The following is a 21,008-nucleotide window of genomic DNA, read 5'->3' as shown; positions in this document are numbered from 1 at the left end:
TTAATCTCTTTTCTGAACGCTGATTGTGTTTGTCTCGTCATTTTTTGTCGACAATACACTTCTCAGCTCTTCATAAATTATTGGGCTGATCTCATTTAATCTGCTCATGAATACCTTAGACTGTTCATTTTCACCAATCACCTGCAAAAAGTAACTGAGATTATACAACGTATCAGCATCTTCTTGATTTAGATAATAACTTTGTTCAAAATATGGCAAAACCCTATCATATTTCCCTAATTCAAAATTAGCAATCCCAATTAAATTCAGCAATTCCACTTTGTCTGTGATTTTTTCTTTTCCGAATACAACTGCCTTGATTATTTCATCGTAGGAATATGGTTCAAGTTTTTGAACTATCGAGACTGCTTCAAGTGTCTGTTCCACTAATGAAGCAAACACTTCATCCAAATTATGTTTTGAAGCACTAACAATATATTGGTAAGCATTAAATTGTACCAGAACATTTTCGTCGAGAAATGGAGCTATCTTATGAATAAGAGAATCTTCACTTAATTTTGTTACAGATTTAGCAAAAATGTTCAGTCGATAATACCCAGCTTGAAACATCATCTTCCGTATGCCGTCTAATGTAAAGAATCTAATATGGGTCTGGTCTAAAATTCCTGATTTGGTATAGTCCCATGATCCTCTCAATAAACTGTCAATAACGCTATGATGCATAACATTCGGGATGCTTGCAATTATCTTTCCATTAAATTTCAGATGCTTTTTAACTCGTTCTAAAACACCCCAAGGGTCGTGCAAGTGTTCTAAAACATCACCGAATATAATGTAGTCAAAATAATCTTCGGGATAGGACAAACAGTTTGATTCAATATCGTCATTCCGAACATCGGCTATCAGTGAAGCGATCTGGGCTGAAGCCTTGTTTAGTTCTATGCCGTATAACGAGCTATTTTTATAGATACTTTTAATTTTCAACAATGTTCCGCCACATGCACAACCGATTTCTAGAACTTTGATAGGATCCATTGGGTCACTGTCTATTACAGTGACAATATCGTTTCTAATAAACTGGGAATAATCAGGGTTAAACCCCCATTTTTCTTCGAACTTTTTTGCATTCTCTGCAAGTAAATGATTAAAGGACTTGGAATTACTACCAAAGGATACACTACCATAATGATGAATAAATGTATCTTTACATAAGATTAATTTGTATCCAGCCAGGCGAATTCTTACGGATAGATCATCATCCTCGTAATTTCCTGGTGTGAATCTTTCATCCAAAGGACCAACTTCTTTAATTACGCTTTTCTTAATTAGGTAACAGAAACCTACTAGTTTCAGCCTCTCTTCCCACTTCGAAGAATCCAGGTGATTAAATTCCCTTGAAAAAGAATGCATTTCTTCTAACGAATTATATGAAGTGGGAATAGATTGTGCATACGAGCTATTGTTGGTGACACAACTTACAGCACCTATCTTTTTGTCACTGTTAAGACAAGCAGTGAGATTATCCAGCCAATTTTCTGTTACAATCGTGTCATTATTCAATAATAGTATTGCCTCACCGGTAGCTATCTCTATCCCCTGGTTGCATCCCTTTGGAAAGCCAAGGTTCTCTTTATTTAAAATCGAAATAATATCATCTTGGTCCATCAGCCATTGTTGCGTTCCATCCGTTGATAAATTATCGATGACAATTAGTTCATAAGTACCTGGGGTTGTAAATTGACGAATACTTTCAATACACTGAATCGTATAATCCAATTTATTGAAGGTGAGAATAATGATGCTCGTTTTCATTTTTAGACTCCTAAAGTTTTATAGTGATTTAGCGTATTCGGAAGTAGGTACCGCTCTTTTCATTAAATGAGCCATTTCCTCTGCCTTTGAAGCTTCGCCGTTCCGCAAATAAATCTCATAACAATCTTCGAGAACATTAAATGTAATCCCTTGATTCAACGCCATTTGATAAAATTCGAGACTTTCCGCATCATTGTGTTCCTTCTTTAAACACTCTCCTATCCAGACCATGCCATCTCGGTCTAAATTTCTAAAGCAAGATTCTATCAATTGAAAGGCTACATCTGTAAAACCATGCTTGTATAAATGTCTTGCAAATCCGAACCGAAGATAATATTCGGGCATGGTTTCGACAAAATAATCTATTAACTCAAATTCTCGTAAAATTATTAATTTCTCAAACCAGTCGATAAACAAAGCTTTAAGAGATTCGGCGCATTCAGACAAAGCAAACTTTTTTCTTTCGATTATTCGATCAATGATTTCCAAGCCTAGCTCATCGAATGAGTAAGATGCTTTGAATTTGTTAAAAGTCCTTTTTGAACCGAGCAATACTCCACATAGCAAGAGATCTGTCTCCTGTTCACTCTCGAAAGTATACTCATCGCTAATCCATAAATCTTCAGCCACTTGATATTGTCCGTCATAAAGATACATAATCACTTTAATGTTATTGTCAACGTTATGCTTATACATCTCACTGTAAGTAATCAATGCTGGATGTCTTAACTTGTATAGAACCCCTATCATTTCTTTCAAATCATCTATGGATTCAATTTCCCACATGCCAGAGATAAAAGAAATCATATCTTTGGAATTAAGTGTTTTTGTTATATCAAACATCAGCTTTACTGCAGGCATGTATTTTTTATTTATCTTCAGAGCCGATTTCAAATTACTAACGGCTTTATCAAGCTCCCCTCTATCAAATTGAATAGAAGCTAGAGAAGTAAACGCCATATAACTCCCAACTCCGTAGAACGTCATTAACTCAGGGTTTCTAACCTCCCCCAGCTCCAAGCACTTTTTAAAACATTTAATAGCGTCATTTCTATACTTCAGCGCTTCGTAAATTTGTCCTTGGAGATAATAAAGGTCAGTGTAAGAGTTATACGCTTCTATGGCTTGAGAACAAATGATCAATGCACTTTCATATTGCTTTAATTCAATATGGCACTGAATCATACTAGAGATTAATTTTGTAATATAGCTATACTCTATGCTTAGAGGGAAAGCTTTCTCATACATTTCTATAGCTTTTTCATACTCTCCCATCATTTTGTATTGCATTCCTAAATTAAACAATCCAAATCCTGTCTCATTCTCCTGTAATTCTGCTTGTAGAATATCTAGATTTCGTTTCTCTTTGTTTTTCTCAGCTATGACTTCCCTCAAATATCCATCATGGTGAATTGTAATACTAGAGTATTCTTGGCTATAACCTGCTGATTCTGTGATTAAAATCTGCTCATGTATCTTTCCTGTAAATCGAAAACCTATATGATTTCTGAATAACCTAATAACAGGATGTACAGTGCTTATTCCACCCCTTAGTACACTTTTTATATTTAGAAAGTACACGTCCTTTATTAGCTCATCAAAACAATGAGCACTGGTAGGATCAATATATTCATCTGCATCAAGAACTAGAATATATTCACCTGTCGCATGTTTTAAGGATTCATTTCTTGCTAGAGAGAAATCATTTTTCCATTCTGTAAAATGAACCTTAGCCCCGAAGGCTTTGGCGATCTGGGGTGTTTGGTCAGTGGAGCCAGTATCAACAACAATTATTTCATCAGCAATTTCCTTCGCACTATTAAGGCATCGCTCCAAAAAACGTTCCTCGTTCTTCACAATCATACAAAGACTTATAGATTTTCTAGTCATAATGCCTCCTTAGTTATTCAATGCTTCAAGCCGATTAATTGCATTAAGAAAACCTTCCTTTGCCGACTGTTCATAATGATTTATGGCCTTCCCTAAATCACCAATAACTTCCCAATAGACACCTAAGTTGTAATGTGCTTTGAAACTTCCGACACCCCTAGATGTTTCATACTTCGTAGGGTCTGATTCTCCTAAAGCTAAACAATGGTTAAATACTGCAGGGATCATTGCTAAAGCATCAGGGTGATTCATTGAAGTCAGTGCTAAACCGTATATAAAATATAGATCGGTATAATCACTAAAAAACTCAATCCCCGATTCAATATATTTTGTTAAAAGATTAAAATTTCTCATATGATATAAACAATAGCATAGGGCTAACCATGCGTCTGAAGCATATGGAACCATCACTTTATTCGTTTTTTCGACATAATCCGTTACTTTTGATAAATATTCAAATGCCATTTCATATTGATGACCGACATAGTATGTCTTCCCGATTTGATACGAAATGTAAAGTCGATCCCCATCCTCATGTTTCATTTTAAACAAAAGCTTAAGATTTCTATTGATTTTATTTTTTTCTTGAATGTTCACATCCATGTAGCCAAAATGGAGCAAAGTAATGCCGGTATTTACACTTTGAGGAGTCCGTCCTTTATATTGAAGCTGTTCATGAATTCTACCTTCATAGCGGTAGTCATGGTTATTAGGGAAAATTCTGTTTGCCTGACTAGTGGAATATTCATCTGTGTCGGTATAATTCTTGATCATCACTTTACCCGATAAACCGGTGCCGCTATTTATATAGTTTTTTAAATTTTCAAATCCTCCTTTGTCAAATCTCTCATCAGCATCCATCATAAAAATATAAGGTTTAGTTGCAGCTTCAATTGCCCGATTACGAGCTGCAGAAAAATTATCACACCATTTAAATTGGATAACGTATGCCCCTAGACTCTCTGCGAGTTGAATTGATCGATCATTTGAACCTGTATCTACTACAATAATTTCAGTTATTATGTGTTGTAATGATTCTATAGCAGCTTCTAGTGAATGTTCTTCATCCCTAATAACCATGCACAATGATATCGGTAGGGTCATTTATTCTCATCTACTTTCTATTGCTAAATACAATCAGGGTACCTATAGGTACCCTGATTGCTAGTTTAATTATTGATATTGATAGGCTAAAACATTACTTGCCTTTCCATCAGGATTCGTGACCATCACGGTTACAGACTGTGGAGAAGCTACTGCAGGAACACGTATGCGTAACATCGTTGGATCCAAGTATGTCGCATCTAGTGTAACCGTACCAATTGTTACTCTAGCTCCAGCCTTAAAGTTTGTTCCGTACAAGTACAACAGATTATTACCACTTATTGGGCCGCCTGTAGCACTTAAAGAAGTAAGAGTAGGGACAATAACCGGTGGAGCATCATAAGTATAACTAGCAGTAGTTGATTGGTTATCCGGATTAGTCAACTTAAGCTCCACGGGTCCTGCAACAGTACCTGCAGGGACACGGAATCGAAGCATTCCTGGGTCCAAGTATGTGATAGCTAGAGGTGTTCCTCCCCAAGTAGCGGTAATTCCATCACGGAAGTTACTACCGTAGATGTAAGTCAACCCTCCACCAGCTAAAGGTCCATGATCTGGGCTTAATGAACTAATGGATGGCGCAGGAAGCGCTGGTGGGGCCTCATACAGATAAGAAGCCGATGCCGTTGAACCGCCAGAGGCACTAGTCAGAACGATCGGCACGCTGCCAGGGGAAGCAGCGGCTGGAGTTCTGAAACGTAAAGTTGAAGTATCCAGCAACTCGTAATTAGTGATATTTCCATTAAATTGGAATGTTAGACCTGTTTTAAAATTCGTACCATAAATATACACTAATTGTCCACCAGCCACTGGCCCTTTTGCCGGTGAGATGCTATTAATCGTAATTGGTGATTCTTTGTAGGTATAGGCACTAGTCAGTGTTGCTAATTGAGAATCAGGATTAATTACAGTGACATCAACCGTTCCCACGACGTTGGAAGCTGGAGCCATCACACGAATTTGTGTAGCATCCAGTAATGTAACTTGTTTTGCTTCAGCAGAACCAAACCGAACTTTTACCCCAGCTTGATAATTCTGACCACGAATATATACATAATTATTTCCTTCAAGCGGGCCTTCAACGGGATCGATACCCGTAATTGTAGGGGCCGGAGGCTTAGGCGGCTCGGTAAAGGTAAATGCAGCCGCTGCAACAACTTCTTGTAAATCCGGATTTACGATCTTAATATCTACAGTTTCTGCTGACGGCCAGACAGGGGCTCTGAAACGTAGCATATTGTCCGCCAATACAGTAACTGGAACCTCAATATCATTCAAATAAAGTTTTGCTCCGTATTGGTAATCAGTTCCAGTAATATAGACTAAAACTCCTCCTGAAGTAAGACTGGTATTCGGACTGATCTCATTAATTGTTGGTGGATTAACAACAGGTGCTTCATATGTGTAAGCATCGATTAATACTGACTCTCCACCATCCGGATTCACCACCTTCACATCAACCGCTTCAGCAACTGGCCATGAAGGAGTTCTGAATCTGAGTGTTGTATCCGATATAAAGCTAGCAACCACTTGGGTATTATCCAAATAAACTTTTACTCCGGAAACAAAGTTTGTCCCAGTAACTGTGATTATATCTCCTCCGGTTGTAAGTCCTGAAGCTGGAGTGACACTCGTTATAGTTGGCTCAGGAGCTTTCGGAGGCTCTTCATAGGTGAATCCATTGAAAGAGACTACTTCCTGCTTATCTGAATTGATAACCTTGATATCTATGGATTCAGCAGCAGACCAAACTGGAGTCTTCACTCGTAATTCCTTATCAGAAAGATACGTGACAGGAACTTCCTTAGAATCAAAATACACCTTAGCTCCTGTATCGAAGTTTTCCCCACTAATCAAAACCAATGTACCACCCGAAATCAAACCTTTATTAGGCGTAACACTGTTTATGACTGGTCCAGGTAATGGCAAGTACTCAAAACCATCGGGAAAGATTGCTTCTTGACCATCTGGATTTACAAGCCTTACATCCACCAGTTCAGACAAAGCCCAAGACGGATTTCTGAACCTCAACTGTTTGTCAGAGATAAAGGTTACAGGGACTTCCACACTATCAAAATACAATTTGGCTCCATTTTGAATGTATTCCCCGGCCAAATTAATAAGATCATTCCCGCTAATTAGGCCAGAATTTGGAGACAACGAATTGATAATAGGTGCCGGAGGTTTTGGTGGTTCAAGATACGTAAATCCATCTGTTAAAGTAAATTCTTCCCCACTAAGATTTACTATCCTTACATCGACCTTACCGGGGGTAGTCCAAGCAGGTGTACGAAACTTAACCTCAGCATTAGAAACTAGTGTTATGGAGACTTCTCTATCATTAAAGAAAAGCCTAGCCCCTGGTTCTATATTCGTCCCCTTCAGTGAAACTAACTCATCACCCTGCAGTTGTCCTTCATTTGGGGTAAGGCTTTCAATTGTAGGTTTAAGCGGCGCTATATAAGTATATCCATCGCTAAGTATGCCACTTCGATTGTCTGGATTCTCAACAGTTACTGTTACTTGACCATCAATAGCCGATTTTGGAACTGTAACAGTCAGTTTGGTGCTACTGTTATAAACAACCTTCGGTGCGTATTGATCTCCAAACTTCACTTTAACACCATTCAAGAAATATTGGCCAGAGAGTGTGACTGTTCCCCCTCCCGACATAGGCCCACTAGATGGTGTTACCAAACTAACTACTGGATCAGCATAGTAGGTATACTTCGCTTTGGCTAATTGTCTGTCATCGTTTATAACGGTCAGATCGACAGTTCCCTGTTCCCCAGGCGGTGCTACTACGCGGAGCTCTGTTGGGCTTACAAATTCAACTTTCGAAGCTTGTATCGGTCCGAATTTTACAATAGCTGCAGGCCTAAAATTAGAACCTGTAATAATTACAGTTTCTCCCCCTTGTACAGGACCGTTATCCAATTCAACCCTTTCAATAACAGGTTTCGGATATGCAACTGTAAGATAAGTTGCAGGTAATGGTAATTTTCTTTGAGTCCCTGTGTAGTCCTTATAAATAATAGTAGAATCTATTGTCGATGTAGGGAATGTACCTGTTGGTTGTCCTTCTTTATGCCGAATTTTGTATGTAAATGAAAGAACATCTGTTTTTAACTCCAGGAAATTCCATGTTAATGTGTTACCACTGATCACAGGTTTTGGAATATTATTATCATATGAACCAGGCACAATTTCAAATTCAGGAGATATAATATCCTTCACCACTACATCATATGCACTTGCCAGGCCGATCTCTTGAACGATCGCTTCGTATATTGCTTCGAGCCCCACAGATCCTAGCACGAAATGATGATGATGTGAAGTTGTAGCCATCTCTTTCAATAAGATATTAGGGCCACTGGTTTGTGGATTATCACTAGACAACAATAAGGCAATTGTATAGAATACAATTCCCTCTTCCTTTGCTAATGTTGCGTTTTCTAGTGCATACTCATAAGCTCTTCCAGTAGGCTGGGTAGCGTCGCCATCAGTCATTAGAACTATCACAGGTTGGGCGTCTGGTCGATGATTTGCAAGTAATTCTCTCGCATACTTGATTGCATCGCCGGTAGCTGTAGATCCGTTTGCTTTGAGGCCATTAATGTAATTTTTTACAGCGTTCGCATCGGTTGATAGCGGGAAAGTTCCAATACTCGTTTCCGAACTAAAATCAACTACACCAACTCGGTGTTTAGTTAAATCCATAAGGTCGACAAATTTCTTAGCTGATTGAATCGCTGCACTCATTTTATTCTCGGTACTCATACTGCCTGAGCGATCAATAATCAATATTACATCATTAGGCCTAATCACATTAACCGGTGGCGTGCCTGTAATATTTAAGGTTACTTCTGCCTCTTCAGGTGTTAAAATTGAAGAAGGGTTAACACTTTTTGTTACGGAGACATAGTTATCTGCTGCTTGAGAAGTGATTGGAAAGCCTCCGAAAAATAGTACTAGTACACATAAAAAAACGATTCCCTTTCTTACTCTAACCACTTACAGCCCTCCTTTGAGTTAATTACCGTTTCTTATCAATAAAATAGGAATCATATTGAGTAGCGGGATTCGAGTACTGGACAGAAGCAATCTTCTTTCTTTCAAAAATGCCCTTTTCCCGCATCAAAAGAGCCTTCTCGTTGTTCATTCGTTCAACCAATTGCTGATTTAGTTGATGAATTTTTTCAAGGAACGGTTTGATTTTTGAGTCCAACTTAATTTTCTGAAGATCAGAATATAGTTGTTCCAACTCCTCCTCATGCTTAAGGTAGGAATCAAACTGATCATCTCGAAGTATTTGAGAATAGATTTCCTCAATCGACAACAGTATTTCTTCAGCTGTAAGGCTCATAAGGTATTACCGCTTTTCACAATTTGTAACACCTGCTTCCATGTATCGAGCATCCCTTTTGCGAAATCCAGGACTTCATCAAGCAAATCTCCATCATGCTTAATGATAACTGTTGCTATGCATTGAGCATAAAAGCTGTACAACTCATACAAGTCATTAGAAAGATCGTATTTCATATCCAGCGTAGACATAAGCTCGAATAAGATATCTCTTCCTTTATGAAGTGGCTCAACACTATTAAACCATTCACCTTGTGCACCAAGCTGACGCGCTTTATACAAGGTTCTAACAAGTTCTTGATATAGTAAAAGAGTCAACTCACCTGGAGAAGCAGTCTCGACCTGAACTTTTAAATACTTATCTTGTATGCTTGTCTGCATTGCGAAGTCCTCACATTCCATTCACTGAATTTTATATTTTAATATTTTATAGGGAGCTAAGTTGAGAAGAAATCCATGACCCTTTATTATTTAAAGATTGCAACGCGGTTTCCATAGCCGTAAACTTTTTATAATACCGATTTTCTATCATAGTAATTCGATCTTGTAAATTTATAGCTCTGGCATTTAATTGTTTTAACTGCTCTCCAAGTACGCTGTCATCAATGGACTCAGCAGAACCAAAACCAATTTTTTTGTTTATCTTACTAATTTGATTATTTATGGACTCATAAAGTCGTTCTGCAAATCCCATTCCCTCAAATCTCTCTTGAGGATCGGCTTTAGCTGATTCGCTAGGAAGTTTCATAAAAATGTTCTTTACTGATTCCGGGTCCGAAGCTAATGCACTTTTTAGCTTCTCCTCGTCAATTTGTAGCTTTCCGTTCTGCTTAGGATCCATCATTACAGTAATACCAATCGAGCTTAGTAGCCTCTTATCGTCAGACCCATCTGGTTTTTGGCCAACCGTGACTGGCTCTCGGAACGCCTTACGGAAATCGTCTAAAGCCCCTTTTAAAATTGAATCGTTATATAGCGATCCTTGTCGAGCCTTCGATTCCCATTTCTCAATTTGAGAATCCTTCATTGCCTCCTTCTCTTCATCAAGAAGAGGCTGATAATTTTTATCAGGACGAGTAGAAGTGGCGCCCATAAACTTGTCAATAATATTATTATATTGATTAACAAACTCCTTGATATTTTCCACAGCGGTATTATTCGATTTAGTAACCATGATCGAAACAGCCTCGGAGGTGGGGGCCTTTAAAGTGAATGTTAGACCATTAAGAGTAAAATTATTAGTGGCACTCTCAAGATAATTATCTAGTCCATTTACATCGTTGTATTCAAATTTCGCATTTTTTCCTTCCACTGACAAAGCAGATAATTTAAAGATCTCTTCTAATGCACCATCGTTATCATTAATTGAGATTTTAGATTCCGCCCCAGTCGTATCCGTTGTCAAAAAGATCCGTCTAGTATTTGCATCATAATTCGCTTTGACACCCGTCATATATGATTGCGCATTAATGTCAGAAATAATGGAAGAAATCGTTGATGTCCCTGATGTAATACTAATTGGAGAGGATGTACCCTTAGGCCCCGTAATTTCGAAAGTCCCATTTACACCTACAACATCTTCCGGTTTCGTACCAATAGGGAGTGCCTGTCCTGTTATAGAGGCCGAGGTTGCGAGATTCAATACTTTTATTGAGTTATATCCCGCTCCAGCACTATTTGATCCACTAACTTCTACAGCCGCTGGGTTACTAGAAGTTACTTGACTACTCTCAAATCCACTGCTCAATCTTAATTTTTCTGCAGCACTACGAAACGAGGAAAGGGCAGTATTCATACTTCTATAATCTTCCCTCTGCCATATTAAACTGGTTCTTTGTCGGGTAAGCTTTTGTAGCGGCAGTCGTTCAACATCCATTAGACTTTTGACAATACTATCAATATCCATTCCAGATCCAAGACCCGTGTATCTAATTGGATTATACAACGATGATATGTTACTCACTTACTATTCACTCCCTTCAACGTTTTTCATCAACAAAGATCCCTAGGCTCTGACATAAATTATAGACCAGATCAAGCATTTTCTCCGGCGGAATCTCCTTTATTACCTCATCTGTGTGGATATCAACTATTTTAACAACAATAGATTGTGTCTTTTCATGTATACTGACCTTTAGCTCTGTCCCATTCTCTTGTAACGCTTTGTTGTATTTCTCAACAAGCTGATCTAACTCCTGTCTATTTACGGAATCCAGTTCAACGTGAAACTCCAGTTGGTCGGATCCATTCTGTACAGGCATCTGGTTGTCCGTTCGTCTATAAGAAGAAATGGAAGCCCGGGTCTGTTCCCCAGAAATTTGCACACCAATTCCCTCCAGTTAATAAGAAAAGCCGGCCGGAAAACCGGCCGGCCCTTCAAAAAATAGATTAACGAAGCAATTGCAATACACCTTGAGGCTGTTGGTTAGCTTGGGCGAGCATTGCAGTTGCAGCTTGTTGAAGAATGTTATTTTTGGTAAAGTTCGACATTTCTTTAGCCATATCAACATCGCGAATACGGGATTCAGCAGCCTGAAGGTTCTCAGCAGTAGTACCCAGGTTGTTGATTGTATGTTCCAAACGGTTTTGAACAGCACCGAGATCGGAACGAATTTGAGAAACAGTATTGATTGCAGTTTGAACTTTAGTCAGAGCAGTAGATGCTGTTGCGTTGGTAGGAGTAGTTGCCAACGAACCAAGCGCTGTCATATCCACACCTAAAGTAGCCGCATCTGCTTTTTGAAGAGCAACTGTGATTGTTTCTCCACTGTTAGCCCCAACTTGGAAAGTAAGATTACCAGTAACGTTAGCGGCAATCAGTTTCTTACCGTTAAATTGTGTTTGTGTAGCGATGCTGTCAATTTGAGCAGACAGCTGTGCAATCTCAGCATCAATTTTTTCTGCATCAGATGTGGTCAAGGTTTCGTTACCGCCTTGTACATATAGCTCAGCCATACGTTGCAGCATTGCATGAGTTTCGTTCAAAGCACCTTCAGCTACTTGGATTAAGGAGATGCCATCCAGTGCATTTTTGTTTGCTTGCTCTAACCCACGAATTTGGTTACGCATTTTTTCGGAAATCGCCAGACCAGCAGCATCGTCAGCTGCACGGTTGATTCTGTAACCGGAAGACAATTTCTCCAGGGATTTACCTTGTTGTGTGTTGTTGAAAGTCAATTGGCGTTGCGTGTTGTAAGAGCTGATATTGTGGTTAATACGCATGATAAAACTCCTCCTTGGAATATGTTGGTGATTCGCATCCATGCTTCACCCTTTTGTGATCAAGACCATAGCATTCGGCCGTCACTGCTACGTCTTTGACCCACTACTATATTTATCGGCGTTTTAACCTTAATGTTTATAGCAGATTGATTTTTTTAATAGATTTTTTATTCCTTTTTTTGTGCTGCTACTTGATTTAAAATATCCTGAATGTCTGTATTAAACTCTATGGCGTGCTGATTCTGCTGTTTGATTGCCTCATAAATTTCTTCTCGATAAATCGCCACATTCGAAGGCGCCTCGATACCGATCCGGACCTGATCTCCGTTGATCTCAATAACGGAGAGAACGATATTATCATTAATCATGATTTTTTGCCCCTTATTTCTTGACAGGATTAACATCAGAACTCTCTCCTTTCTTCCCTCCCAACGGTTGTTTTGTTGTATAGTTCCCATGATCCAAAATGATCTGGGCAGCGATGTTTCTATCCCTGTTCAGTACAATCGGAGCCTTTAAGTTACAGGTAATATCCTCAGCAGAACGAGCCGTTACAATCGCCATTACCTGAACCTCCTCCTCACTTTGCACCCCCAAAACCTCAATCCAATGAGGGTCAAGTTGAAATTCATATTCTTTAAAAAAGATAAACGGATCCGTAACGATAAACGTCAAATTTTCATCCTCAATGGATTGCAAAAATTCAAACGGATGTTGCTTATCTTCAGATTGAATGATCACGTACTTATCCAGGCCATTAAAGCCAAGTACAGGCCCTATAAAAGTTATTACTTGTTCTTCTGTAATGTGGATAGGTCCAAATCTCTTTGTATTGACAATCATGTCTCCCGATCCTCCCTTTCTAACAAGAATAGCTATAATGACACCTGTCCATTATAGCTATTGTATACCTGTCGTCAGACAACTGCATCCAGCTGTTTGCCCGTCGCAGACATAAATATAAAATTTTGATGAACCAAATACGGATTGACCTTGCCAGGATAGTAATCAATGACCGGCTTATAGATCTCGGGATTAAAGGTAACGCCGCCCGGCGTATAATTTGTATGTATTTGGCCCGGTATAAAAGTAATATCCACATTGTCGTATCCCGGATCCCCCGTAATCTCTACTCTTGGCCGCTCTCCAAATACGTTGTCCCTTGCAATCTCTGCAAATACGTTGCCGCCTTCATGAAAAGCCATCATCCGATCCCCGTTACGGGCAATATCTGCAATATTGTGCATGGAGATCTGAAGAGAAGATTGCGACACACGGTCCGTCATTTCCTCGAATCGGGCCTTGCCGAGTGCAGACCAAGCTCTTCTCGAATCAACTTCTAATATAGGACTAGTCCTCTCCATCTCAAGTTGACCGCGCTGCTGCTTCATATTGAGTGATGGTCTTGGCTGCTCGATGCTTTGTTGCCCCTTGGTTGTCTCAAGTCCGATTTGTGAGTATCCTTGCTGAATCTGAATACGGGGAATATTCATTGGTATTCCCCCTTATCTTAGGAAATCCATCAAGCTCGGACGAATGATCCGGGCCATTGTATCCAATGAAGCCTGATAAATGCTCTCCGATGTTTTCAAATCAATAATGACCTTTGAAATATCAGCGTCCTCCACCTTAGATTGAAGATCCATATAATTAATATTCAAATCGCCAAGCCTGCTGAGTGTAAATTCCAATCGATTCTGCTTGCCTCCCATTTCAGCCTGTTTTGTAACGGTGGTCTCCAGGTTTTTTTGTAAAGCAGGAATTGCATTCTGAATACCTGTGGTATCATCCGCAAGTAAAGCTTGCTTCAAATTATTTACCACCACAAAAATGCCAGAGGCATCTCCATGTGCACCAAATACCTGCTCCCCAAGAGTGTTTACAGTAACAGTTATTCCAGCCCCTACCTGATATCGCACTTCACCAGTATCCAACTTGTACGCCGTCCCCACAGGATCGTCCGGAAAAGGCTTCTGGTCCGTCCGTTCCCCGTTAAATATATACTTCCCCTTAAATTGAGAGTTCCCTAATGAAACTAGCTGGTGAAATAGTTGATCCACCTCGGCCGCAATATTTTCACGCGCATCCTTAGGCACCGTATCCGTTCCACCTTGAACGGCCAGCTCCGATAAACGCTGAATGATTTGCGTAACCTCGGTCATGACCGTGTCCCCGTACTTCAGCCACGAGTCCGCATCCTCCGCGTTTTGCTCAAACTGCGTCGTCGCCGTAATTTGGCTGCGGTATTGCAGAGCGCTGGCAACACCAACCGCATCGTCGGAAGGACGATTGATCCGGCGCTGGGTCATCATCTGCTCCTGGTATTTGTCCAGGCGTTTATAGTTACCCTGCAGGCCGCTCATCATGGTGCTAGTCATCATGGATTGCGTTATCCGCATCGTTCATTCCTCCTATCTGCCGACGATGCCGGTGCTGTTGATTAATTTATCCAGCATCTCGTCGATTGTCGTAACAACGCGCGCGGACGCGCTATAAGCATGCTGGAAGCGGATAAGATCGGACATTTCTTCATCAAGCGAGACGCTGCTGATCGACATGCGGAGCGTGTCGGCGTGCTCTACAAGCAATGCCCCATTCTCCACCATTTTCTTAGCGTTACTGCTGTCCGTACCTAATTTGGAAATGACCGACTGCAAATATCCTTCAAAACTTGTAACATCCGTTACGCCGCCGTTATTGTTGTTCGGGTTAAAGCTGAATGTGCGTTCCGACAAGCCGGCGATCAATAAGGCCATACCGCCATTTCCCTTTAGAACGACTTCGGCCGTACTGCCGTCCGGGTTTGTCTTCATCTCCGTCCGTAGGGACGCTGCGATATTTTTCAAATCCGCTTGAATGGTGGTGCTTAATCTCATGTTCCCCGCTGTAATCGGTCCGCCGTCTGCCGACACGAAGAAATCCGTCCCTGCGGTTGCCGGTTCATTCAATGTATAACCCAGCTTATGCAGTCCGTTGAGGCCATCCACCGTATGCTTCGTGTCTTGGGCCAGCTTACGCGGATTGGTAGGATCCATCACCGCATTCGGGATGGAGACGCCTGGAGGCAGAATCGTGCCTGCCGGAAGCGTTACTTCCACTTTTCCGGTCGCGAGCGTATTTGCCATAATGTTAAGCTGGTTGATGTACGTTTCAACATGAATATCGCGGGACGTAACGTAGCCGGCAATCTCACCGCCCGTTAACGTAGTAGCAATCGCTGCGGTTACCGGGGTCGACGCCATATCATCAACTACGACCTGGTTTCCGAACGTCACCTGATACACATCGCCCGTTTCGGTCACGTTGACATTACCGAGGACGGAGAGCTGGTCGACAAGCAGATCCCGCTTATCCCTTAGATCGTTCGCGTTGTCGCCAAGCCCCTCGATCCGTTTAATGCTTCGCGTCAGCTCCGCAATCTGATCGATATAATTGTTAGCTTCCTCCACCTTGGTGTCGATCCGGGAAGTCAAATTGTTGCGAAGCGTATCCAGCTGGGAGTATATGTGATTAAACGTCTCCGTCAATGCGATCGCTTTCTGCTGAACGGCCATGCGGGCCGATAAATCCGTATCGCTCGGATTTTTGCTCAGCGTCTGCCATGCTGTCCAAAACTCCGCAACGCTTGCGCTTAAACTGCTCTCCGAAGGTTCGTTGAAAATCCCCTCGATATTCGAAAGCGTCTCCTGCTGAACGTTCCATGTTGACAAATTCGTGTTTTGATTCCGATATTCAATATCCAGTAGATAATCGCGTACCCGCCGGATGCTCTCAGCTTCCACGCCCATACCGAGCTGGCCCGCTGCCTGCGAGCGCTGCATTCCCGGAAAGGCAATCGGGTTAGATGCAACCAGACGTGTCGTCTGCCGGGAATAACCAGGGGTATTCGCATTCGTTACGTTATGGCCGGCCGTGTTAATCGCAGCCTGCTGGGCAATCAAGCCCCGTTTTCCGATTTCGAGCAAATGAAATGTAGATCTCATCGTACCTATTCCTTTCTTCTTATGCCCTGGTATCAAACATGCTTCGGCTTTTGCCTGCCGTACTCGGCTGGTTCGGATTCTGATATAGCATGTCATCTTCTGGACGGCTGACCAGCAGATTAAGGCTGTAGTCTATAAATGCAAGGGACTGTTCAATCAGTTCCCGGTTGATCTGATTCAATTCCTTAAGCTCCGTCAGCCTGTCCATTAATTGACGTTGTACATCCAGCAGCTCCGTCTTCTCATCCGGGTTAAATACAAGACGAGTCATTTCAGTAACCGTCAGCTGAAGCTGGGAGCGGATGCCCTTCTCGCGCAAAAAATCCTCTGCAGCGCCTTGTCGCAGCGCTTCCGTTTCCGCCACCTGCTTCAGCAGGCGGTTCTCCCTGTTCATGACTGCTGCCAGGCGTTCCACATCGTTCGCTATAATGGCTTGCTTCTTATCATTCCCCGCCTCGATCAGCTGCCGGTGCAGCTCGTCCTGACGCTTCATATAATCAATAATGGATCTTGCACTCACTTGGATTCACCCGATTTATTGTAGGTTTGAAAATACGGGAGCAATTTATCTACAAGACGGTCTGCAGGCACTTCATAGGTGCCGTTAGATACGGCTTCCTTCAAGCGCTGGATTTTCTCTGCACGCTCCGGATCCTGTACCTTGCTTTGTGCGCTCAGTTCCATCGCCTCCGGTGAAATCGATACTTCGTCTTTCTTGCGTTTCTTCTTATCGATATGCTGTAGCTCCCGAGATTCTATATTCCGTTGATACGAATTGACGCCGTTCACGCGTCCCGATTCGTTAATCTTCACGTTTAATCACCTCACTTAAAATAAAAAACCGATAAGCTTTACTAAGTTTATCGGTACGAAATGGAGCATAGTTAATAGTTCAAAAGTTAGTATTTACGCAGTTTATCGACTGCGCGATAAGTCTCTTTCCCTTTGCCGGACCCGGGCTGATGTTCCTGGTCGGTCTCAGCCGCTTGACGAAGCTCCCGCGTCAGTCTTGTCCTGCAGGACTCGCACATATTGCTCTCACGGATCAGCGTGCCGCATACCTCGCACGGATAAGCCATGTTGGGCGCATTGGCAATCGATATCCGGCCTTCCCTGATAAACCGGGTAATCTGGCGGATCGAAACCTCTGTCGCCTCCGATACTTCATGGATCGTCGCGCCTTTCTGCTCCCGCAAAAAAGTAGCGCATTTTTCGTATTCCTTCTCAATCTCTTTCAAGCATTCCGAACACATATCCCGAAAATTCAATGCATACAATCTGCCGCACCGAGGGCAATTCCCCAGATTCATGCTAAACGACCTCCATGCTTATCTAGAACCTTTGATACCCCTAGATTACATGATATCAGGCCTTACGTCTATCTTCCGAATATAGAAATCATGAGATTTCCCATGCGCTCCATTCTAACCTCTTAAGATCGGGCCCAAGTTAAGCAATAAACTTCTATCGGCTGACCCAGGGCTTTTTCATGTTTTCGCAACGCCTCCGCGCAGGCGTGGACCGTGCTCCCGGTAGTATAAATATCATCGATTAACAAAACGCGAAGGGGAAGCAGCGCATCATTGCTCCTATCCGGGACCATGTTCATCCGCTTCTCCGCTGAAGCTGCTGCGAGAGCCCGAGACAAAAGCTCGATTGCATGCGGGCTCGTAACAAATGCGTCCTCCATATCCCTCATTCGATCCATTCGGGTTTTAAAGCTCTGCTTATCGGTATGCCTTTTCCGCTGAAGCAGGCGAAGATACGGCACCTTTATCTGCCGGGCAACTCCCGTTGCCATCGCCTCTGCCTGATTAAACCCCCGTTCCCGAAGCCGGACTTCGCTGACCGGAACCGAAGTTACGGCATGGACCATCCAGCGGCTCATCTGCCCGACCCGCAGATGACGAGCACGCCCCTCAGGGCTGAGCTCCCGTTCCATAAGCGCATAAGCCCGGGCTAGCATTCCCGCCAACAAACCGGCATACCGTTCATTTCCCCGATATTTGTATTGGGCCAGCCATTCGCGCATCAGCCCATTATACATAACCGCGCTCCGATTCATGACAAAAGCCCGTTCGTTCGGCCCTGTACGGCTGCAATCCGGACACCCGATCGCCCTCCCGCAGTCCAGGCAGCGGGGACGTACGATCCAGGGAATCGCTCTGGCACAAGCATCGCATATGCCGGCGAACTCCCGGTTTAATGGAGCGTTCTTCCCGCAGGCAAAGCAAATCTGTGCAGCCGTGCCCAAAAAGCCATGAGCCTTATCCAGAATCTGTTTGAGGGAATGCAAAATCACATCGATCGTCTCCTTCCAAAAAAATCGGTTCGCGCGCGTATTCGTTCCCGTTCTCCTAGCGACTCACCAAGTGGAGTGGGTGGTGCATAACATTCTAAGAATCATTTCCTATGTTGTCTGTCCTGTACCTTGTACACCTCATTAATTCAGTGATCTCGCCAACCATAAGCATAATGGAATCAAAAGCGTCTCATGATTACCAATGTCCCCCTGTAAAGTCCCTATGTAAGCTCTATCCGCAAGTAGCCACCTTTACCCGCAATCCGGTTCATCTGCTTGATCTGGCGTACGGCCTGACTCTGGCTCCGGGTCCATTGGGGAGCGGCGAACACCACCCGCCCGGCCGGATCATCCTTCGATCGCCCTGCCCGTCCTGCCATTTGGATGAGCGCGGCCTCGTCAAACAGATCACTGTTGGCATCAACGATGTAGACGTCGCTCTTCGGTACCGTTACACCCCGCTCGAGAATCGTCGTCGTGACTAGCAGCCGAATCTCCCGGTGGCGAAAAGCCATGACCTTGTCCGCACGTGCAGGATCGACGGAAGACGTTCCATCCATCGGCGTATCCGGCATTGATTGCTGCAGCAGCTCGAGGAAGGGGGCGATATGGCGGATCCGGGAGACGAACAGGAACACCTGAGCCCCGCGCGACAACGAAGCTCTCAAGCTGCGCACCAATGGGACCGGCAGCCGGCGCTGCTGCAAACAGCGGTGCACCGGAAAGATCTTTAGCTTGCGAGGAACCGGCAGCGGATGTCCATGAAAACGGGCCGGAACCTTGGCATGGGGCAATCGTCCCCTGGCAGCCTCCCGTTGGAGAGGGGCAGGAGGAGTCGCCGACAAGTAAATGTATTTGCCCTCCTTCTTGCAAGCATTCCGGGCTGCATAAGCCAGCATCGGATCGTTATGGTAGGGGAAGGCATCGATCTCATCAATGACCACGAGATCGAACGCCTCCCGAAACCGTAACAGCTGATGCGTTGTTGCCAGAGTGATGCTCGCCCGCTTCCATCGCTCGGGGCTGCCACCATATAGCGTAATGACCTGCTCGTCCGGAAAAGCCTTAGACAACCGCGGAGCCAGCTCCAGCACGACATCGCGTCTGGGGGCCGCCACCAGGACGCGGCCACCCGCGTCCAATACGGCTTGTAGCAGCGGAAAGATCATCTCGGTCTTTCCGGCGCCGGTGACCGCCCAGATGAGAAACCGGGCGGGCCCCGCGGAGCCCCCTGCGGGCGGCTCCGCCAAGAACCGCAGCGCAGCGCCGGCGGCGGCGCTCTGCGCTGCGCTCAGCCCCCACCGGCCCAGGGCCGCGGTGGGGGAACCCCCGGCCGTGCCCCGCACGGCCGGCCCTGCTGCGCCATGCAGCAGCAGGGTGCAAGCGCGGCTGCGCCCCATTGCGAGGCAGGCCTCGCAATAGGCGCAAGCCGCCGAGCCGCACGCGGCGCATGCCGTGCGGCTTCGGGCCTCGCTGCCGCATCGCCGGCAGCGGGGGGCCATGGCCCGGCCGCGGCGGAGCCGGCCGGGCGGCACCCGCGGGGCGGGCTGCGCCAGCCCCGCTTCCATGCGCAGGCGGCCCAGCAGGACGCCGAGCTGGGCCGCGGAGCGCCAGCCGCCGTTGCCCCCGGCGGCTTCCGCCAGAAGAGCCTCGACCTCGCCGGCAAGCAAGGCTCGGCCCTCGATGGCGCAGATGAGCTGCTCAGCCTGCCTCATCAGCGCCTTCCATTCCTCGCTGCCCCTTGGCGTCCAGCCGGACAGCACCGCACGCTCGTCGAGCACGCGAACATCCTGCGTGACGGTCCTCCATCTCGCTTGATTCCGCTCGGGCTCCTCGCTGATGTAGCTTGTAATCTTTTTATCCACATAGCCCTGCCACTCGTCTCCCCCCCATTGATCCATTTCTTGAAGCGGTCTGAACGTATCCCGGATCACGGCGGCCCACCCCAGAGGGATCGAAGAAGCAAGGATAACCATACGAGGCGGACGGTCGCTGATCTCTCTTTGCCCCTCTCCGTCTCCATACCACCATTGCAAATCCACCTGCATATCGAGTGAGAGATAGCATCGCCATGCATCCGTTGTCCGGACGGCATATACAATCATCTGCATATCCACAAACCCTCCATTTTCCACCGCTAAAGTTTCTGATAAATCCAAACCACGACGAGGAATCATCCATGCAAAAACTCGAGCCATATTAGAGATCGTAATTTCCAGTCCACGCCTATTCCACCGGAAGGCATTTGCCCCCCCCATCTTCACTGTACCGAGCGAGGCATGCAGCGACTGATGCTTGGCGTTGCCGCCAGGCAGATTGAATGATAACATTCGCAGGCGCGTGATCAGAGCATCAGCAGCCTGATTTTC

The 21,008-nt window shown here is 44.3% G+C and carries 19 protein-coding genes; all 19 read right to left on the bottom strand.

What is annotated here, in order from left to right:
- The 19 genes from NSQ46_RS02320 to NSQ46_RS02230 all read right to left on the bottom strand — a co-directional run bounded on the left by NSQ46_RS02320 (position 1) and on the right by NSQ46_RS02230 (position 20,750).
- The gene (locus tag NSQ46_RS02320; protein WP_342576279.1) at positions 1–1,773 is read right to left on the bottom strand and encodes a glycosyltransferase; all 1,773 of its coding nucleotides are present in this window, start codon (positions 1,771–1,773) and stop codon (positions 1–3) included.
- Positions 1,774–1,791: 18 nt separating this feature from the next.
- Positions 1,792–3,663 (bottom strand): glycosyltransferase, encoded by a 1,872-nt coding sequence (locus NSQ46_RS02315; RefSeq protein WP_342576277.1) that lies wholly within the window; start codon positions 3,661–3,663, stop codon positions 1,792–1,794.
- A 9-nt stretch (positions 3,664–3,672) separates the two neighbouring features.
- Entirely contained in the window at positions 3,673–4,767 is a 1,095-nt protein-coding gene (locus tag NSQ46_RS02310) for a glycosyltransferase family 2 protein (protein ID WP_342576275.1), read from the bottom strand.
- Between the two features lie 69 nt (positions 4,768–4,836).
- On the bottom strand, positions 4,837–8,781 hold the full coding sequence (locus tag NSQ46_RS02305) for an IPT/TIG domain-containing protein (RefSeq protein ID WP_342576274.1): 3,945 nt from the start codon (positions 8,779–8,781) through the stop codon (positions 4,837–4,839).
- Positions 8,782–8,803: 22 nt separating this feature from the next.
- The gene (locus NSQ46_RS02300) at positions 8,804–9,133 is read right to left on the bottom strand and encodes a hypothetical protein (RefSeq protein ID WP_342576272.1); all 330 of its coding nucleotides are present in this window, start codon (positions 9,131–9,133) and stop codon (positions 8,804–8,806) included.
- Positions 9,130–9,513, bottom strand: coding sequence for a flagellar export chaperone FliS (gene fliS, locus NSQ46_RS02295; protein WP_342576270.1), 384 nt, complete (start codon positions 9,511–9,513; stop codon positions 9,130–9,132). Before fliS ends, NSQ46_RS02300 begins: the two co-directional genes overlap by 4 nt.
- Positions 9,514–9,559: 46 nt before the next feature.
- Positions 9,560–11,095, bottom strand: a complete 1,536-nt coding sequence (gene fliD / locus NSQ46_RS02290) for a flagellar filament capping protein FliD (protein WP_342576268.1) — start codon at positions 11,093–11,095, stop codon at positions 9,560–9,562.
- A gap of 16 nt (positions 11,096–11,111) precedes the next feature.
- A complete protein-coding gene (locus tag NSQ46_RS02285; RefSeq protein ID WP_342576267.1) occupies positions 11,112–11,456 on the bottom strand; it encodes a flagellar protein FlaG in 345 nt (114 codons plus the stop codon).
- A 64-nt stretch (positions 11,457–11,520) separates the two neighbouring features.
- A complete protein-coding gene (locus NSQ46_RS02280) occupies positions 11,521–12,354 on the bottom strand; it encodes a flagellin (RefSeq protein ID WP_099478258.1) in 834 nt (277 codons plus the stop codon).
- Positions 12,355–12,521: 167 nt separating this feature from the next.
- Positions 12,522–12,758: a carbon storage regulator CsrA gene (csrA, locus tag NSQ46_RS02275; RefSeq protein WP_099478257.1), complete on the bottom strand. Its 237-nt coding sequence runs from the start codon at positions 12,756–12,758 to the stop codon at positions 12,522–12,524.
- The gene (locus NSQ46_RS02270) at positions 12,736–13,197 is read right to left on the bottom strand and encodes a flagellar assembly protein FliW (protein ID WP_342576263.1); all 462 of its coding nucleotides are present in this window, start codon (positions 13,195–13,197) and stop codon (positions 12,736–12,738) included. The genes csrA and NSQ46_RS02270 overlap by 23 nt, the downstream gene beginning before the upstream one ends.
- A 74-nt stretch (positions 13,198–13,271) precedes the next feature.
- Complete coding sequence (locus tag NSQ46_RS02265) at positions 13,272–13,847, bottom strand: DUF6470 family protein (protein WP_342576262.1); 576 nt, start codon at positions 13,845–13,847, stop codon at positions 13,272–13,274.
- 12 nt (positions 13,848–13,859) lie between these two features.
- Positions 13,860–14,720 (bottom strand): flagellar hook-associated protein FlgL, encoded by an 861-nt coding sequence (gene flgL / locus NSQ46_RS02260; protein ID WP_342576261.1) that lies wholly within the window; start codon positions 14,718–14,720, stop codon positions 13,860–13,862.
- A gap of 45 nt (positions 14,721–14,765) precedes the next feature.
- Positions 14,766–16,337 carry a flagellar hook-associated protein FlgK gene (flgK, locus tag NSQ46_RS02255; RefSeq protein WP_342576260.1) on the bottom strand — a complete coding sequence of 524 codons (1,572 nt, stop codon included), beginning with the start codon at positions 16,335–16,337 and terminating at the stop codon, positions 14,766–14,768.
- 19 nt (positions 16,338–16,356) lie between these two features.
- Positions 16,357–16,857, bottom strand: coding sequence for a flagellar protein FlgN (locus NSQ46_RS02250; RefSeq protein ID WP_340898675.1), 501 nt, complete (start codon positions 16,855–16,857; stop codon positions 16,357–16,359).
- Positions 16,854–17,150: a flagellar biosynthesis anti-sigma factor FlgM gene (gene flgM, locus NSQ46_RS02245; protein WP_028405620.1), complete on the bottom strand. Its 297-nt coding sequence runs from the start codon at positions 17,148–17,150 to the stop codon at positions 16,854–16,856. The genes NSQ46_RS02250 and flgM overlap by 4 nt, the downstream gene beginning before the upstream one ends.
- Positions 17,151–17,236: 86 nt before the next feature.
- Positions 17,237–17,647: a TIGR03826 family flagellar region protein gene (locus NSQ46_RS02240; RefSeq protein ID WP_007132309.1), complete on the bottom strand. Its 411-nt coding sequence runs from the start codon at positions 17,645–17,647 to the stop codon at positions 17,237–17,239.
- A gap of 122 nt (positions 17,648–17,769) precedes the next feature.
- Positions 17,770–18,639 (bottom strand): ComF family protein, encoded by an 870-nt coding sequence (locus NSQ46_RS02235; RefSeq protein WP_342576259.1) that lies wholly within the window; start codon positions 18,637–18,639, stop codon positions 17,770–17,772.
- A gap of 221 nt (positions 18,640–18,860) precedes the next feature.
- Complete coding sequence (locus NSQ46_RS02230; protein ID WP_342576970.1) at positions 18,861–20,750, bottom strand: DEAD/DEAH box helicase; 1,890 nt, start codon at positions 20,748–20,750, stop codon at positions 18,861–18,863.
- Positions 20,751–21,008 lie beyond the last annotated feature (258 nt).

The sequence above is a fragment of the Paenibacillus sp. FSL M8-0142 genome (assembly GCF_038597315.1).
Classification (GTDB): domain Bacteria; phylum Bacillota; class Bacilli; order Paenibacillales; family Paenibacillaceae; genus Paenibacillus_AQ; species Paenibacillus_AQ lactis.
The sequence above is the reverse complement of the archived record's forward strand: the minus strand, read 5'-3'. Positions and strand labels throughout refer to the sequence as shown.

What these genes read in the sequence shown, in the direction of transcription:
- NSQ46_RS02320 (WP_342576279.1), bottom strand. Translation starts at nt 1,773, where the DNA reads ATGAAAACGAGCATCATTATTCTCACCTTCAATAAATTGGATTATACG.
- NSQ46_RS02315 (WP_342576277.1), bottom strand. Translation starts at nt 3,663, where the DNA reads ATGACTAGAAAATCTATAAGTCTTTGTATGATTGTGAAGAACGAGGAA.
- NSQ46_RS02310 (WP_342576275.1), bottom strand. Translation starts at nt 4,767, where the DNA reads ATGACCCTACCGATATCATTGTGCATGGTTATTAGGGATGAAGAACAT.
- NSQ46_RS02300 (WP_342576272.1), bottom strand. Translation starts at nt 9,133, where the DNA reads ATGAGCCTTACAGCTGAAGAAATACTGTTGTCGATTGAGGAAATCTAT.
- fliS (WP_342576270.1), bottom strand. Translation starts at nt 9,513, where the DNA reads ATGCAGACAAGCATACAAGATAAGTATTTAAAAGTTCAGGTCGAGACT.
- NSQ46_RS02280 (WP_099478258.1), bottom strand. Translation starts at nt 12,354, where the DNA reads ATGCGTATTAACCACAATATCAGCTCTTACAACACGCAACGCCAATTG.
- csrA (WP_099478257.1), bottom strand. Translation starts at nt 12,758, where the DNA reads ATGTTAATCCTGTCAAGAAATAAGGGGCAAAAAATCATGATTAATGAT.
- NSQ46_RS02270 (WP_342576263.1), bottom strand. Translation starts at nt 13,197, where the DNA reads ATGATTGTCAATACAAAGAGATTTGGACCTATCCACATTACAGAAGAA.
- NSQ46_RS02265 (WP_342576262.1), bottom strand. Translation starts at nt 13,847, where the DNA reads ATGAATATTCCCCGTATTCAGATTCAGCAAGGATACTCACAAATCGGA.
- flgL (WP_342576261.1), bottom strand. Translation starts at nt 14,720, where the DNA reads ATGATGAGCGGCCTGCAGGGTAACTATAAACGCCTGGACAAATACCAG.
- flgK (WP_342576260.1), bottom strand. Translation starts at nt 16,337, where the DNA reads ATGAGATCTACATTTCATTTGCTCGAAATCGGAAAACGGGGCTTGATT.
- NSQ46_RS02240 (WP_007132309.1), bottom strand. Translation starts at nt 17,647, where the DNA reads ATGAATCTGGGGAATTGCCCTCGGTGCGGCAGATTGTATGCATTGAAT.
- NSQ46_RS02230 (WP_342576970.1), bottom strand. Translation starts at nt 20,750, where the DNA reads ATGCAGATGATTGTATATGCCGTCCGGACAACGGATGCATGGCGATGC.